Annotated in this window: 14 protein-coding genes; 4 read left to right on the plus strand and 10 right to left on the minus strand. The window is 72.8% G+C overall.

Going from position 1 to position 14,577, the window contains the following annotated elements:
- Positions 1–51: 51 nt before the first annotated feature.
- The gene (locus ACIBHX_RS27950; RefSeq protein WP_397070233.1) at positions 52–2,853 is read right to left on the minus strand and encodes an AAA family ATPase; all 2,802 of its coding nucleotides are present in this window, start codon (positions 2,851–2,853) and stop codon (positions 52–54) included.
- Between the two features lie 27 nt (positions 2,854–2,880).
- Positions 2,881–3,672 carry an SDR family NAD(P)-dependent oxidoreductase gene (locus ACIBHX_RS27955; protein ID WP_397070234.1) on the minus strand — a complete coding sequence of 264 codons (792 nt, stop codon included), beginning with the start codon at positions 3,670–3,672 and terminating at the stop codon, positions 2,881–2,883.
- Between the two features lie 324 nt (positions 3,673–3,996).
- Here ACIBHX_RS27955 and ACIBHX_RS27960 point away from each other — a divergent pair, with 324 nt between their 5' ends.
- Both ACIBHX_RS27960 and ACIBHX_RS27965 read left to right on the plus strand, forming a co-directional pair.
- Complete coding sequence (locus ACIBHX_RS27960; RefSeq protein WP_397070235.1) at positions 3,997–6,807, plus strand: helix-turn-helix transcriptional regulator; 2,811 nt, start codon at positions 3,997–3,999, stop codon at positions 6,805–6,807.
- Positions 6,808–6,840: 33 nt separating this feature from the next.
- The gene (locus ACIBHX_RS27965; RefSeq protein WP_397070236.1) at positions 6,841–7,665 is read left to right on the plus strand and encodes an alpha/beta fold hydrolase; all 825 of its coding nucleotides are present in this window, start codon (positions 6,841–6,843) and stop codon (positions 7,663–7,665) included.
- Here the strand turns inward: ACIBHX_RS27965 and ACIBHX_RS27970 are convergent.
- Both ACIBHX_RS27970 and ACIBHX_RS27975 read right to left on the minus strand, forming a co-directional pair.
- Positions 7,625–7,789 carry a hypothetical protein gene (locus tag ACIBHX_RS27970; RefSeq protein ID WP_397070237.1) on the minus strand — a complete coding sequence of 55 codons (165 nt, stop codon included), beginning with the start codon at positions 7,787–7,789 and terminating at the stop codon, positions 7,625–7,627. The genes ACIBHX_RS27965 and ACIBHX_RS27970 overlap by 41 nt on opposite strands.
- The gene (locus ACIBHX_RS27975) at positions 7,786–8,418 is read right to left on the minus strand and encodes a sigma-70 family RNA polymerase sigma factor (protein WP_397070238.1); all 633 of its coding nucleotides are present in this window, start codon (positions 8,416–8,418) and stop codon (positions 7,786–7,788) included. The genes ACIBHX_RS27970 and ACIBHX_RS27975 overlap by 4 nt, the downstream gene beginning before the upstream one ends.
- 230 nt (positions 8,419–8,648) lie before the next feature.
- Between ACIBHX_RS27975 and ACIBHX_RS27980 the strand changes: the two genes are divergently transcribed.
- Together ACIBHX_RS27980 and ACIBHX_RS27985 are read left to right on the plus strand one after the other, a co-directional pair.
- Positions 8,649–9,467: an alpha/beta fold hydrolase gene (locus ACIBHX_RS27980; RefSeq protein WP_397070239.1), complete on the plus strand. Its 819-nt coding sequence runs from the start codon at positions 8,649–8,651 to the stop codon at positions 9,465–9,467.
- A 66-nt stretch (positions 9,468–9,533) separates the two neighbouring features.
- Positions 9,534–9,800 carry a WhiB family transcriptional regulator gene (locus ACIBHX_RS27985; protein ID WP_397070240.1) on the plus strand — a complete coding sequence of 89 codons (267 nt, stop codon included), beginning with the start codon at positions 9,534–9,536 and terminating at the stop codon, positions 9,798–9,800.
- Positions 9,801–9,807: 7 nt separating this feature from the next.
- Here the strand turns inward: ACIBHX_RS27985 and ACIBHX_RS27990 are convergent, their stop codons facing one another.
- From ACIBHX_RS27990 to ACIBHX_RS28015, 6 genes are read right to left on the minus strand one after another with little or no spacing between them, the layout of a single operon-like run.
- Entirely contained in the window at positions 9,808–10,293 is a 486-nt protein-coding gene (locus tag ACIBHX_RS27990; protein WP_397070241.1) for an Ohr family peroxiredoxin, read from the minus strand.
- Positions 10,294–10,304: 11 nt separating this feature from the next.
- Positions 10,305–10,982, minus strand: coding sequence for a hypothetical protein (locus ACIBHX_RS27995; RefSeq protein WP_397070242.1), 678 nt, complete (start codon positions 10,980–10,982; stop codon positions 10,305–10,307).
- 46 nt (positions 10,983–11,028) lie between these two features.
- Entirely contained in the window at positions 11,029–11,925 is an 897-nt protein-coding gene (locus tag ACIBHX_RS28000; protein WP_397070243.1) for an RNA polymerase sigma-70 factor, read from the minus strand.
- A gap of 42 nt (positions 11,926–11,967) precedes the next feature.
- Positions 11,968–12,684 (minus strand): alpha/beta fold hydrolase, encoded by a 717-nt coding sequence (locus ACIBHX_RS28005; RefSeq protein WP_397070244.1) that lies wholly within the window; start codon positions 12,682–12,684, stop codon positions 11,968–11,970.
- 20 nt (positions 12,685–12,704) lie between these two features.
- Positions 12,705–14,351 (minus strand): ferritin-like domain-containing protein, encoded by a 1,647-nt coding sequence (locus ACIBHX_RS28010; protein ID WP_397070245.1) that lies wholly within the window; start codon positions 14,349–14,351, stop codon positions 12,705–12,707.
- The gene (locus ACIBHX_RS28015; RefSeq protein WP_397070246.1) at positions 14,344–14,574 is read right to left on the minus strand and encodes a hypothetical protein; all 231 of its coding nucleotides are present in this window, start codon (positions 14,572–14,574) and stop codon (positions 14,344–14,346) included. The genes ACIBHX_RS28010 and ACIBHX_RS28015 overlap by 8 nt, the downstream gene beginning before the upstream one ends.
- Between the last annotated feature and the right edge of the window lie 3 nt (positions 14,575–14,577).

Here is a 14,577-nt window from a genome sequence, read left to right on the forward strand (position 1 = left end):
TCGGGGGCGCTCGTGTGCGCCCCGTCGACAGCTAAGACAGGGCAGCCCCCCTTACTTGTGACAGGCGGCCTCGTGTTCGAGGACGAGCCTGGTGAGCTCGACGCGCGAGCTGATCCCGAGCTTGGTGAAGGCGTGCCAGAGGTGCGTGCTGACCGTGTGCGGCGACAGGTAGAGCCGATCGGCGACCTGCTTGTTGGTGGCGCCGCCCGCGACGAGCCTGACGATCTGCAGCTCGGAGGCGGTCAGGCTGTCCCAGCCCGCGGTCGGCCTGCCGGACACCGCACGCGAGCGGCGCTCGCCCAGGCCCTTGAGGCGGTCGCGGACGCGGGTGGCGTCGTGCTCGGCCTCGGCCTGCTCGTAGAGCCGCAGGGCGGTGTCCAGGTGGCCGACCGTGCCGGTGTCCTCCAGCGCCGCCGCGAGCACGAGCGGCCGCGGGATGTCCCCGTACAGCTCGACGGCGCGGTCGAGCAGGACGTCGTCGCCGTCCACGAGGGCGCGGGCGTGCAGCGCGGTGGCCGCGAAGACGGGGATGTCGGCGTTGAGGCGGTGGCGGGTCTCGGCGAACTCGGTGACCAGGACCGCCCGGTCGCGATCCCCCGCCCGCAGCGCCAGGCGGACGAGGGCGACCTCGTCGGCCGGGTCCGCCGGACAGGACAGCGCGGAGGCGGGCCGGTGGTAGGATCCGACGGCCTCGGTTGTCAGCTCCATGGCCCGCGCCTGGTCGCCGCCCTCCGCGGCGGCCTGGGCGGCGAGCCAGGCGCCCGCCCGCCGGATCTGCCCGGCCTCGACCCGCATGATGGACGCGGCGAACTCCTCGCCGCGCGCGAGCTCGGCAGGGTCGCCGGTGTGCAGGGCGACACGGCCGAGGACGTAGCGGGCCGTGATGTCATCGAAGTTGCCGGGCCCGAGTTCGTCGGACATGGCCAGGACCGCCTCCGCCTCGGCCCTGGCGTCGCCGAGCCTGCCCGCGTCCAGGTAGATGCGGCAGCGCGCCATGCACCACAGCCGCAGCTGGTCGGCCTGGCCATGGTGCCTGGCCCTGCGCACGCCGTCGTCGGCCTGGGCCAGCGCCTCCTCCACCCGCCCCAGCAAGCTGAGCAGGAGGGACCTCCAGACGCCCGGCAGCCACAGCACATCGGCGTAGCGGGCGTCGCTCGAGGCGGCGACCGCCTGGCCGGCCAGGTCGAGCGCGCGGTGGACGTCGAGCCTGTGCTCGGCCACGATCGAGCTCACGCCCAGCAGCGTGGCGCGCGAGGCCAGATCGGCGACCTGGTCGGCGGTGGCGAGCGCGTCGGGGAGCAGGCCTTCGGCCTCGGCGATCTCCTCGGCATCGATGAGCGCGAGGTTGAAGGCGAGCAGGGACATCAGCGGGGCCCGGGTGCGAGGCGGCAACCCGGGCAGCGCGATTCCGGCGCGGCTGTGCCGTACGGCTTCGGTGAAGGACTGCTGGCCGGCCACGAGCGCCAGGCCCAGCCGGATGCCCGCCTCGACGTCGACGGGCAGCGGCCGGCGCAGCGCGGTCTCGGCCAGTGCCAGGGCCTCGCCCGCGCGGCCCGTCCTGGTGAAGAGCGGCAGCGACTCGGCGATGAGGCCCGCCTGGCGCACCGGGTCGAGGGCCGACAGCTCGATCGCGCGGCGGCTCATCTCCACGGCGGCCGACGGCGTGACGATCGCCAGGTCGCGGGCGGCCTGGCGGAGCAGCCCTACGGCGGCGCCGTCGCCGGGCTCGGCGGTCTCCGCGAGATCGGCGGCGATCCGCACGACCGGCATCCCCTGGGCCAGCCGCAGGTCCACGGCCTGGCGGCGGAGCGCCTTGCGGAGCGTCGCGGGCAGCGCCGCCCGGATCGCCTCACGGATCAGGTCGTGGCTGAACATCAGCGCGCCGTCGGTCTCGGCCAGCAGGTCGGCCAGGAGCAGCTCCTCCAGCGGTCCGAGCAGCGTGACGACGGATTCGCCGGTGAGCTCGGCGAGCTGGTCGAGGGAGACGGTCCTGCCCAGGACCGAGGCGATCTGCGCGGCCTTCCTGGCGGCCGGGGAGACCTGCTCCAAGCGGTGCTGGATGGAGGCGTGGAAGCGCAGGGGCAGGCGCCGGTGGGTCAGCCGCGCGACGCCGTCGGTGACGGTGACCGCCCCCTCGTCGAGCACGCCGTTGATCAGCTCGTTGATCAGCAGCGGGCGGCCATCGGCCTGCTGCGCGAGCTCCACGATGCCGGGGTCGGGGGTGGCCGCGAGCAGGTCGCCGGTCATCGCCGCGACGGCCTTGCCCGCCAGCGGGGCCAGCGTGAGCAGGTGGCCGCCGGGCAGGTTCAGCGCGGAGATCGTGGCGCGCGCGTTGGGGGTGAGCGGCCCGGTCCTGGCGGCCAGGATCCAGGTGATGGGGTGCGGGGACAGGCGCTGCGGCAGGGTACGCAGGGCCAGCAGGGTGCCCTCGTCGCACCACTGGAGGTCGTCGATGGCGATCACCAGCGGCGCGGCGAGCGCGGCGCGTTCCAGGTACTCCTGGAGTTCCTGCAGCAGCCAGTAGCGCCCGGCGGAGGTCGCAGGAGCGGGGAGGATCCGCTCCCCACCGGAGTGCAGCGCGCCCAGCAGCGCGCCGAAGGGGATGGTCTGGGCGTCAGGGTCGCCCCCGCCGTGGATGACGCGGAGCCGCGCCTCCTCGGCCATGTGGCGTGCCTCGGCGAGCATGCGGGTCTTGCCGATGCCCGGGCTGCCCTGGATGAGCACGGTCGCGCCCCGCCCGCGCGACAGCGCGGCCAGGCGGACCCGGAGGGCGGCTACCTCCGACTGCCGCCCGCGCAGCCGGTACCGGCCGTACTCCGACGCGGTGCCGGCCTCCGTTTCGCGAGCATTCAAGCTGCCCTCCGATGGGCGTCGTAGGTGTCACATGCCTTCCGTTGGCCGGTGGCCGTTCTGCCCGGGAAGGTACTCATCGGCGCCGGTGCTGAACGAGACCGGCCGCCACTGGTCGAGCTCCTGGGCCACCCGTTCGAGCTTGGCCTCGACGCGGGCGACGGCGTCGGCGCCGAGCTGGAGCCGCAGCGGGGAGTCGTCGACGTCCAGCAGGTCGACGATCGCGGCGGCCGCCTTGCGCGGATCCCCTGGCGGGAGCGTGCCGCGGTCGAAGGCCGCAGGCAACCTGCTGAAGTGGCCGAGCTCGACGACGGTCACGCAGACGCCGGTGTCGTCCATCTCCGCGCGTAGCGCCTCGCACAGCGCCTCGACGGCCGCCATCGTCGCGCCGTACAGGCCAGAGCCCGCCGGGGTGGAGAAGCCTGCCGCCGACCCGACCGCGACGATCCGCCCGGTCTGCTGCGCGGTGAGCACCGGCAGCACCGCGCGGGTCACGGCGAGCATCCCGACCACGTTGGCGTCGAAGAGGGCGCGTGCCTGCGCGTCCGTCGTCTCCCGCAGCGGGACGCGGGCGGTCCTGGCCGCGTCGTGGACGAGCACGTCGATCCGGCCGAAGCGGCGCATCGCCTGCTCGACGGCCGGCTCCGGGTGGGAGGGGTCCAGCTCGAGCGGGAGCACCTCGCCGATGGCCCCGGCGAAGGCGTCCGCGACAGTCGTCAGGTCACGGCCGGTGGCGACCACCCGGTGCCCGCGCCTGAGCGCCTCGCGGGCGACCTCGTGGCCGATGCCGCGCGCCGCGCCCGTGACGAACCAGACAGCCATACGTGACCCCGAGGTCGGCCTCCCCCGGCGGGAGGCGGGCGATGACACCGTGCCATCCGGGGGCGACGCGACACATCACACGATCGTGCGATCTTTCATGGTACGGCCAGCTGCTCCGGGTTCCTTGGCCGCCTCGGCGACGCGCCGCGGGTCTCCCGACGCCTCCAGCAGCCTCACCACCTCCGTCAGGTGGGAGGCGGAACCGGCTACTTCTGCCTGTCGTTCTGCCTCGTCCAAAACTGAACTACTTGCTTCCATTGATCTACGCGCCCCCTCCGGAACTGACAGATGTGGAAGCTGGCCCTCCACGGAAAGGACGAGCGCATGAGCCGCACCGGCACAGCCACAGCGGGCATCTCCGAGCTTTCCGAGGACCTGCAGTTCTCCGTGCTGCCGCTGCGCGGCAGAGAATCCGAGCTGCTGATCATGCGTGACCGGCTGCACGCCCTGCGGCGAGGGCAGGGCGGCGCCGTACTGATCGAGGGCGCGCCGGGCGCGGGCAAGTCGCGGCTGCTGGCCGAGATCGCCGACCTGGCCACTGCCGCGGGGCTGCGCGTCCACGCGGGCGCGGGCGTGCCCGACGGGCCGGCCTTCCCGCTGGCCTCGCTGCTTGACGCGCTGCTGTCCGGCCCCGCGCCGCTGGTGGCGCGGGCGCAGCTGCTGGCGTTGAGCCAGGCGGAGGACCACCGGTTCTGGCTGCTGCGGGAGCTGCAGCTCGAGCTGGCGCGGACGGCGGCCGAGACACCCCTGGTGATCGTCATGGACGACCTGCAGTGGTGCGACGCCGCCACCCGCAGCGCGCTGCGCACGCTGCCCGCCCGCCTGTCCGGGGCGCCCATCCTGTGGGTGCTGGCCGGGCGCGAGCCGTACCAGGGCGGCCCGGCGCGCGCCTGGCAGGTGGAGCGGATCGTGCTGCGGCCGCTGTCGACGGAGGCCGTGGCGCTCCTGGCCCAGGACGTCCTGCAGGCTGTGGCCGAGCCCGCGCTGCTCGAACTGGCCCGCAAGGCGGACGGTCGCCCGCTGCTCCTGGTGGAGCTGCTGAACGGGATCCGCGAGGAGGGCGCCGTCACCGTCAGGAACGGCATGGCGCACCTGCGCGCCGCCGGGCGCATCCCCATGCGCTTCCGCTCCTCCGTCAGGCACCGGCTGGACCAGCTCTCGCAGCTGGCCCGCGACAGTGTCCGCTTCACCGCCATGCTCGGCCGCGACGTCGACGTCGAGGTCCTGGCCGAGCTGCTGAAGTGCTCGCCCGTCGAGCTGATGGGCCCGCTGCAGGAGGCGGTGGGCGCCGACCTGCTGACCGACACCGGCGGGCGGCTCGCGCTCCGCAACGAGCTGGTCCGCGAGGCCGTCAGGATCAGCGTGCCCGCCGCGTTCAAGAACCTGGTCCGCCGCCAGGCCGTCGACGTGCGCCTGCGGCGCGGCGCGGCGGTCATGGAGGTGGCCACCGACCTGGCCAAGGTCGCCCAGCCGGGCGACCACGAGGCCGTCTCGCTGCTGCGCAGGGCCGCCACCGACCTGGCGCCCACCGCACCGGCCACTGCGGTCACGCTGAGCGCCCGCGCCCTGGAGCTGACCCCGGCCGGCCACCCCGACCGCCCGGCGCTGATCGCGGAGAGGATCATCCTGCTCTGGCTGAACGGCCACGACCTGGAGGCGCAGTCGGTGGCCGACGACGCCCTGGTCGGGCTGCTGGATCCGGAAGCCGAGGCACAGGTACGGCTCAGCCTGGCCAGGGTGTCGAGCCAGCGCTCCTTCGCCGAGGCCGTCAGGCAGTGCCGCCTTGCGCTGGCCCTGCCCGGGCTGTCGCCGACGACCAGGGCGCGGCTGCTCACCCTCCAGGCCCTCGCGCTGATCGTGGCCGGCGACACCGTGGAGACCGGCCGCGTGGTCGGTCCCGCGCTGCGCGCCGCCGCCTCCTGCGGCAACCGCGCCATCGAGGCCACCGCGATCGCGGTGGAGGCCAGCCTCGCCTCCCACCGCACGAACTGGCGGCACGCCTTCGACCGCCAGGACGAGGCCGTACGGCTGGCCGACGACGCGGGCATCGTGCACTCGCTGTGGATCCCCGAGCCTTCCTGGCAGAGCTTCCTGTGGAGTTCTGCGGGCGAGTCGCTGCGCGGGTTGGAGGAGATCGACCTCGGGCTGCGCAGGGCGCGCGAGCACGGACAGTCGGCGATCGTCAACCTGTGGTCGATGTACCGCGCCCGCATCCTGCTCGACGCGGGACGGCTCGCCGACGCCCGCGCCGAGGCCGAGGCCGTGTTGGAGAGCCAGGGGGCGGGCAACGCCGCCGACCTGACCGCCGGCTACGCCCTGGGCAGGGCCGCGCTGTACACCGGCGACCAGCCCGGCATCGCCCGCCTGGTCGCCGACGGCGGCAGGATGGCGGGCGACGAGGCCCCGTCGGTGGCCAGGACGGGCGCCTGGATGCTCGCGCTGGCGGCCGACGGCGAGAACGACCCGGCCCGCGCCATGGCGTACGCGCGGGCGGCGGTGCCGGGCGGCGCGGCCGCGAGCACCCCGGTGGACTCGGCCGACGACGTGGTGTTCGTCCGCATCGCACTGCGCGCCGGCGAGCGCAAGGCCGCCGCGGACATGGTACGCGTGGCCGAGGACAGGGCCGGGCGCAACCCGGACTTCCCCTTCCTCACCGCCGTCGCCGAGCACGCCCGCGGCCTGCTCGACGGCGACGCGACGCTGCTCTCCCGGGCCGCCGAGACGTTCGCCGGTTTCCCGCGGCCGATCGTACGGGCCTCGGCGCTTGAGGACTCCGGCCGCGCGCTCGCGGCCACGGACCGGCGGGCGGCCGTCAGCCACCTGGAGACCGCGCTGGAGCTGTACGAGCAGGCCGGCGCCCAGCGCGACGCGGCCCGCGTACGGCAGCGCCTGCGCGAGGCCGGGATCCGCCGCCGCGGCCGCAAATCCGGCGCCACCCGCGGCTGGGACAGCCTGACCGCCGCAGAGCTGCAGGTGGTCCGGCTGGTCGCCCAGGGCGCCACCAACCGGCAGGTAGCCGAGCGGCTGTTCTTGTCGCCGCACACCGTCAACACCCATCTCCGGCATGCCTACACCAAGCTGGACGTCAACTCGCGCGTGGAGCTGACCCGGCTGGTCGTCGAGCACGACGGCTGAACCGCGACCCATCGGAAAGGAAGAGACGGCCTCATGGCCTACCTGCCCATCGGCGAAGACGGCCGCAACCCGGTCGAGCTCTGCTACGAGGACTACGGCGAAGGCCGCCCCGTCGTCCTGCTGCACGACTGGCCCCTGTCCAGGCACATGTGGGCGGCACAACTGCCCGCGCTGGTGGAGACCGGATACCGGGTGATCGCCTACGACCGCAGGGGTTTCGGCGACTCCTCCCGCCCATGGGACGGCTATGACTACGACACCCTGGCCGACGACCTGCGCGCCGTGCTGGAACGGCTGGACCTGGAGGAGCCCGCGCTGGTGGGCGTCGGCATGGGGGCCGCGGAGATCGTCCGCTACCTCAGCAGGTACGGCGCCGCCGGGATCGGCCGGGTCGTGCTGGCGGGGGCGGCGCTGCCGTACCTTTACCGGTCCTACGACAACCCGCAGGGCCCGTGGAGCGCCACCGAGTTCGACCGGCTGGAGACACGGCTGAGCTCCGACCGGTTCGCCATGGTCGACGCGTACGTCACCCGGATGTTCCGCGCCGACGGGCACGTGCTGCTGAGCGAGCAGCACCTCGACCACTACCGCACCCAGGCCGCGGCCGCCTCGCCGCGGGCGCTCGGAGCCGGGCTGGCCACACTGGCGCGCAGCGACCTGCGCGGCGAGGTCGCCATGGACGTGCCCGCGCTGGTCATCCACGGCGGGCACGACGAGATCGCCCCGCTGGCCGCCACCGGTGAGCTGGTCGGGGGCGGCGCCCTGGAGGTCATCCAGGGCGCGCCGCACGTCTGCCAGGCCACTCACCCCCTGCGCTTCAACCGCACGCTGCTGCGATTCCTGGCGAACGGCGGGTGATGGTGGTCCCCGCCCTGCCCTCGAGCACCGCGGCGGCGTCCCGCAGCTCGTCGGCGTCCGCGTGGGTGATCGGTCGTTCCTGCGGGGTGCCGTAGCCCTGCCGTACGGCGTCGACGGCGCTCATGCGGTCTTCCTCAGCGGGATGTCGGCGGCGAGCAGCCCTTCCAGGTCGCCGAGGTCGCCGGTGCGCGCCGCGTCGAGGAAGGCCTGCACGAGCTGCCGGCGCGTGGTGGCGTCCACCGGCCGGCTGCGGTCGGAGGACAGGCGTTCGTGGGCGCGCCGTACGAGCTGGCGGGCGTGGGCCTCGGCCAGGTGCAGGACCTCGGAGATGCGCCGGTAGGGGTAGTCGAAGGCCTTGCGCAGGATGTAGGCGGCGCGTTCCGCGGGCGTCAGCTTCTCCAGCAGCAGCCGGACCGCCAGGTCGACGGCCTCGTGCTGCTCGGCCGCCGTCTCCAGCCCCGCGCTGCTGTCGCCCCACTCGACCAGCCAGGGACCCGCGTACGTCTCGCGGCGCTTCCTGGCGGACTGGGCGACGTTCAGGGCGAGCCTGGTGGTGATCATCGCGAGGAACGCGGGCGGGTTGACGACGATCGAGCGGTCGGCGCGCTCCCACCTGAGCCAGGTCTCCTGCACCACGTCCTCGGCCTCGCCCACGTCACCGAGAAAGCGGTAGGCGATGGCGAACAACCGGGGGCGAGTGGTGACGAACATCGACTCGCCCTTGTCCCGGTGGCGTTGGCAGACGGTCATCATCGTTTCTCCAGCGAGAGTCAGCGTCAGTCGGAGACCCCAGCAAACGCCGGGCGAGATCCGGCGACATCGCATGGATGCTTGACATTCGGCATGAAGCCCCCGCCGCCGCCAGGTGCGAAGCCGGGAGGGTGATCTCAAGTCTTCGTGCGATGTCCCTGACGATCGCGGCTGGAACGGTGGAGCACGCAAATCGGCCGTTGGCCCTGATTTCCTTGTCGAAAGGGTTTCTCATGCTTCGTCGATCGACCGCCTGGCGGGGTACCGCCGCCGCTCTCGGCCTGGCCGCCGTCGCGGTGTCCACCACCCCGGCCATGGCCGACAGCTCCGCGCGCCGCCTGCCCACGGTGGTGCTCGTCCACGGCGCCTTCGCCGACGCCGGCAGCTGGGACGGGGTCGTCGCCCAGCTGCAGCGGCGCGGGTACCCGGTGATCGCGCCCGCCAACCCGCTGCGCAGCCTGTCGGGTGACGCCGCCTACATCGCCGGCGTCGTCAGGAACGTGCGCGGCGAGGTGATCCTGGTCGGCCACTCCTACGGCGGCAGCGTGATCACCAACGCCGCCCGGCAGGCCTCCAACGTCAAGGCGCTGGTGTACGTGGCGGCGTTCCTGCTGGACAAGGGCGAGAGCACGCAGACCGTGCTGGACCCCAAGAAATACCCGGGCAGCCTGCTCGGCCCGGCCACGCTGGACCAGCGTCCCTACACCGACACCGCGGGCAAGGGCGTCGACCTGTACATCAAGCAGGCCAGCTTCCCCAAGGTGTTCGCGGCTGACCTGCCGCTGTCCCAGGCCCGCAGGATGGCCGCCGAGCAGCGGCCCTTCGGCGTGGCCGCCTACTCCGGCACGTCCGGCTCCCCGGCGTGGAAGAAGATCCCCAGCTGGGCGATCATCACCACCCAGGACAAGGCCATCGATCCCAACGGCCAGCGGTGGATGGCCAAGCGGGCCAAGGCTCACGTCGTCGAGGTGAAGTCCTCGCACGCGATCTCGGTCAGTCACCCCGGCGCCGTCACCGACGCCATCCTCGAAGCTGACCGCCGTACCCGCTGACGCAGACAGGACCGGCCCGCGCCGCGCGGGCCGGTCCTTTTGGCATCCGAGACCCAGGTGGCGACCATGAACACAGCACCCATCACGCCCCTGCGCTGGGCGGACCGCGGGGCCTGCCTCGACAGCGACCCCGAGCTCTTCTTCCCGTTCTCCTGGGAGGGCCTGCCCGCCTGGCACCTCGCGCTCGCCCGGCGGATCTGCCAGGGCTGCCCGGTGCGAGTGCAGTGCCTGACCTGGGCCGTCGAAACCGGCGAGGCGGACGGGATGTGGGGCGGCGCCACCTCCGAGGAGCGCCGCCGCATCCGCGCCGCCCGCGAACGGCGGGCCGGGTGAGGCAGGGTCAGGAGGCGAGGCTGATGCCGGCGGGGATGCCCTGCCGGGTCATCTTCGCGTACGGGCACAGCGCGGTCGCCTGCTCCAGCAGCGGGGCGGCCGTCGCCGGTTCCACGCCCGGCCAGTTCACGACGAGGTCGGCGCGCAGCTGGTAGCCGCCGTCGGCGGGATCGCGGCCGAAGGCCACGGTGGCCTCCACCGAGATCGTGGCCGGGTCGAGCAGGTGCCGCCTGGCCAGCAGGCTGAGCGCGCCATGGAAGCAGGCGGCGTATCCGGCGGCGAAGAGCTGCTCGGGGTTCGGCCCCGGGTTGTCGCCGCCGAGCTCGTCGGGCATCCGCAGCTCCAGAGAGAGGGTGCCGTCGGCGGACCTGGCCTGGCCGCTGGCCCGCCCGTGGGAGGAGCTGCCGCCGGTCACGGCGACGCGTGTGGAGTAGAGCGGCTTGAACTCCGCCCCGCTGTAGTCGTGGTCCGTGGACAGGATCTGGTCGTTCACCGGTATGCCTTTCAGTGCCAACGCTGGAGTTTGTCGGGGTTGAGGACGATCCACACCGCCGTGACCTCGGCTCCGGCCACGCTCACGCTGACCACCGCCACGGCCTTGCCCGCCCGCCGCAGCACGAGCCCTGCCCTGCCGTTCACCGATCCGATGGCCAGATCGGTTCCGGGCTGGTCGATCAGCAGCGCCGTGACAACCTGTGCGACCGCGTCCACGCCGTAGGCCGGCCGTACGGCGACGCGTACCTTGCCGCCGCCATCGCTGACGACGATCGCGTCGGCGGCCAGGACCTCCCGCAGCGCCTCGGTGTCGCCCGCCTGGCAGGCCGCGGCGAACCTGCGAGCCACCCGGTCGTGCCTGGCGAGCATCGCCTGGCCATACCCGGCCTGGTGCGAGGTCGGACCCGGCACGGGTTGGGCCGGGGTCACCGGGCCGCCGGGCACGTGGTCGGGGGCGGGGTCGGCGAGGAGCTCCAGGCAGATGCTTCCCGCTGTCCGCGTCAGCCAGGCGCGCGGCGCCGCGATGGCGGCGCGTTCCTCCTGGTCGAGGGCGTACCAGCGGCGATAGGTCTCCTGGACGATGTGGTCGGCCGTGGTGTCCGAGCCGAACATCCACAGGGCGATCTCGAGCAGGTGCTGCCGTTCGTCGAGCATCTCCGCCAGCGACTCGGCGCCCGCCTCGGTCATGGTCTGCCGCCTCCTTCGGTGTTGGCAGGTAAGACCGGACAGCCCGTTACGTTGTGACAAAGCGGCTACGAGACCGCTCGAAGGCTTCGATCTTGGTCGGGTTGAGTATCCACAGCAGGTGGTGGATCCCCTCCCTGGAGGCCTCGACGGCGAGCAGGGCGACGCCGCTGCCGTCCCGGTTGACGAGCACGCCTGGCAGGCCGTTCATCTCGACCCACGTGATGGCGGTGCCCGGCCAGAACCTGGGCGCGAACGCGGCCACGAACCTGGCCACCCGCTCGCTGCCCAGCACGGGGAACTTCGACGATCCCCTGATGCCGTCGCCGTCGGAGGAGCTGACGACGTCGGCGGCGAAGAGCTCCTCCAAGGCTCCGACGTTTCCCGTCTGGGCGGCGTCGAGGAAGGTCTCGAGCAGGCGCCGGTGCTCGAGCCTGTCGATGGGCTCGTGCCGTACGGCGGTCAGGCGCCTGCGGGCGCGGCTCACGATCTGCCTGACGTTGACCGGGGTGAGCCGGAGGATCTCCGCGATCTGCGGGTAGGGGTAGTCGAAGGCCTCGCGCAGGACGTACGCGGCGCGCTCGGTGGGGTTGAGCCTCTCCATCAGCAGCAGGAAGGCCAGCTCCAGCGCTTCGCCGCGTTCCGCGCCAACGGTGGGATCGAGGCTGGTGTCGACGGGTTCCGGCAGCCAGGGGCCGATGTAGGACTCGCGCCGCACGCGCGCCGACTGGGCCAGGTTGATGGCCAGCCGGGTGGTGACCAGCGCCAGGAAGGCCGGCGGGTTCTCGATGGTCTCGCGGTCGGTGTCCTGCCAGCGCAGCCACACCTCCTGGACGATGTCCTCGGCTTCGGCGGCGCTGCCGAGCATCCGGTAGGCGATGCCGAACAGCCGAGGGCGCAGCCCGACGAAGACGGACGCCGCCCGGTCCAGGGATTCCGCGTTCATGTTCCCCATATCGATTCACCCGCCGACCTGGGCAGGGCCGCGTCAGCCTCGCGCGTGGTCGGCGGCGTCGAGGATGGTCGCGGTCACGGCGTCGGGCTGGGAGGCGGCGACCGCGTGCGAGGCGCCGGCGACCTCGCGGGTGCCGCGTGAGCCCGCCCGCTCGGCCATGAAGCGCAGCGCGGCGGCCGGGATGTTGAGGTCCTGGTCGCCGTGCACGAACCAGGACGGGATGGTGTGCCAGGGCGCCTGATCGACGGCGAGGCCGTCGGAGAGGGCCCGCTCGGTCACCGGCCGCTGGGTCGCCGCCATCAGCCCGGCCTCCTCGGCGTCGAGGTCGGCGCAGAACTGGTGGTGGAACTTGGCGGGATCGATACGGAACTCGTTGCCGCCCGTGGCCACCGGGTACGGCAGCAGCGCCTGCCCGAGCGTGCTGCCCTCGAACTTGCTCGACAGCAGCAGTGCGCTCTCGCCGGGCTCGGGGGCGAAGGCCGCGACGTACACCAGGGAGCGTACGGCCGGGTTGCCCGCCGCGGCCTGGCTGATCACCATGCCGCCGTAGGAGTGGCCGACCAGGACCACGGGAGCGCCGATGCCGGCGATGACATCGCACAGGTAGGTGGCGTCCTCCTCGACGCCGCGCAGCGGGTTGGCCACGGCGACCGCGGTGAGCTGGTTGCTGTGCAGGCGCTGGATCACGCGGTTCCAGCTGGCCGACTCGGCGAAGGCGCCGTGGACGAGGAGGATGACGGGCTGGTTCATGGGATTGCCTTTCTGGTTGTTCACTCGTGGAAGCCGATCTCGCGGTGGGTGCCGTCGCACAGCGGTTTGTTGCCGGAGTGGCCGCAACGGCACAGCGTCATCCGGTTCCTGGTCTCCAGAGGCCGGCCATCCGACCGGGTGACGGGTATGCCGCCGGTCACCCACAGGGCGCTGGCCAGCCCGTCCTCCTCCTCCAGCACTGAGATGGCGCGCGGGAGGTCGGCTTCGATCGTCTCACCGCCGCGTTCGAGGGCGTAGCTGTAGGAGCCGGAGGGGCAGTGATCGATGCGGCCCATGATGTTCGAGCGCACGTCGCTGTCGGCGGTGTCGTCGAGCATCTTGGCGATGGGCCTGGTCCTGCCGATGCAGAAGGCGGCGTGGATGCACAGCTCGCCCACCCGCTGCGCGGAGATGCCGACGCCGTCGTGCACGTGCTGCAGCTCCTGGTAGGGCCGCATCGGCGTGGCCTCGCTGCCGTCGAAGCCGATCACGGCGTGAGTCCCGTCGCAGAACGGCTTGGCGCTCGAATGGCCGCAGCGGCACAGCGCGTAGGTCTCCTCGGTCTCCAGCGGCTCGCCGGTCTTCCAGGTGAGCGCGTTCTTCTGCTCGGCGGAGACGATCTTCCGCTTGCGCCGCAGGGGGATGCGGCCGTACACGACGTACGGGCCGTCGCGGAGCACGACGACGCGCTGCTGGTCACCGGTGCTCCAGCGGCGCAGCTCCGGCGTGACGTACTCGAACGTGGGGCCGCCCTGCCGCATCAGCTCCCGCGCTTGGGCCTTGAGCGCGTACATCTCGCCGGTGGCGACGGCCAGCATTCGCGGGCTGCCGTTGAAGGCCAGCTCCAGCAGGTGCAGGATCGCGCAGTAGGTGTGGTTGAACTCCTCCTGCGCGACGCGGTTCGCGGGGTTGGGCGTCACGGGGGACACCCCGGTGAGATCCACCGAGATCTTCTCGCCGGTGGGCCCGGACTCGGGGGTGTCCCCGCGCCGGTAGCGGCGGCCGAGCTTCAGCTCCATGAAGCGGTAGTAGTGGGCGACCTCGTCCTGGTCGCCGTCCCAGACCTCGCTGCGGGCGGTGCCCTCCCCCTGCTCGACGATCTCTTCCAGCGCGGCGAGCGCCGAGGCCAGGTCGACGACCTCGATCAGCCCGCCGCCGGTGTGCCGGAAGTGGGCGCCACCCACCTGCCGGGCCGGGTCGCCGCAGAAGACCTCCTTCTCGCCGAGCGTTTCGCACAGGTAGCGCAGCCCCTGCTCGATCGCCGCGTAGAACTGGCCGATCGTCTCGTAGCCGTCGTCCTCCGGCGGCGCGCTCGGCGGCGCGGGCTGCTCCAGGCGCAGGAACATCTCCAGCGCCTGCGGCCCGAACGGGAGCAGCGCCACCTCCAACTCGCTGTGCGGCAACCGCCGAGGATGCGGCGGGAGCATCCCCGGCGTGTCCAGGAGCGGCCGTCCACCGACCGCGTTGAGCAGGTTCGCCGCCAGCGCCAGGTGCAGCATCTCCTCCACGAAGACGCTGCTCACCACCTCCACCGCCGCCGGGTTGCGCTCGGAGTCGAGGGAGTACAGCGCCGTCAGGTACGGCGGCAGCGTCGCGTGCTCCAGCTCGATCGCCCACTGCAGGTGCTCGCGGAGGCTGGCGAGCGTGTCGATCCGCGGCTCAGGCAACGTCGTCTCCCCGCCGCGAGCCGTCCTCCAGTACTTCGATCGCGTCGCGCAGCACCCGCAGGCCGATCTCCTCGCGCTCGACGTCCGTCGGGTCGTACAGCCACTCGGTGACCGGCCGCTCCATCTCCTCCTCCGGGTGGCTGGCCTCGGCGATGCTCAGCTCCTCCTCGACCTCGACGTGGAGCTCGTACAGGAACTCGTTCTCACCGTTCGGGGTGCTCATGTC

The organism is Nonomuraea sp. NPDC050536, assembly GCF_044457685.1.
In the GTDB taxonomy this organism is placed as follows: domain Bacteria; phylum Actinomycetota; class Actinomycetes; order Streptosporangiales; family Streptosporangiaceae; genus Nonomuraea.

Coding starts and splice junctions, on each gene's coding strand:
- ACIBHX_RS27955 (WP_397070234.1), bottom strand. CDS start 3,672: ATGGCTGTCTGGTTCGTCACGGGCGCGGCGCGCGGCATCGGCCACGAG.
- ACIBHX_RS27960 (WP_397070235.1), top strand. CDS start 3,997: ATGAGCCGCACCGGCACAGCCACAGCGGGCATCTCCGAGCTTTCCGAG.
- ACIBHX_RS27965 (WP_397070236.1), top strand. CDS start 6,841: ATGGCCTACCTGCCCATCGGCGAAGACGGCCGCAACCCGGTCGAGCTC.
- ACIBHX_RS27970 (WP_397070237.1), bottom strand. CDS start 7,789: ATGAGCGCCGTCGACGCCGTACGGCAGGGCTACGGCACCCCGCAGGAA.
- ACIBHX_RS27975 (WP_397070238.1), bottom strand. CDS start 8,418: ATGATGACCGTCTGCCAACGCCACCGGGACAAGGGCGAGTCGATGTTC.
- ACIBHX_RS27980 (WP_397070239.1), top strand. CDS start 8,649: ATGCTTCGTCGATCGACCGCCTGGCGGGGTACCGCCGCCGCTCTCGGC.
- ACIBHX_RS27985 (WP_397070240.1), top strand. CDS start 9,534: ATGAACACAGCACCCATCACGCCCCTGCGCTGGGCGGACCGCGGGGCC.
- ACIBHX_RS27995 (WP_397070242.1), bottom strand. CDS start 10,982: ATGACCGAGGCGGGCGCCGAGTCGCTGGCGGAGATGCTCGACGAACGG.
- ACIBHX_RS28000 (WP_397070243.1), bottom strand. CDS start 11,925: ATGAACGCGGAATCCCTGGACCGGGCGGCGTCCGTCTTCGTCGGGCTG.
- ACIBHX_RS28005 (WP_397070244.1), bottom strand. CDS start 12,684: ATGAACCAGCCCGTCATCCTCCTCGTCCACGGCGCCTTCGCCGAGTCG.
- ACIBHX_RS28015 (WP_397070246.1), bottom strand. CDS start 14,574: ATGAGCACCCCGAACGGTGAGAACGAGTTCCTGTACGAGCTCCACGTC.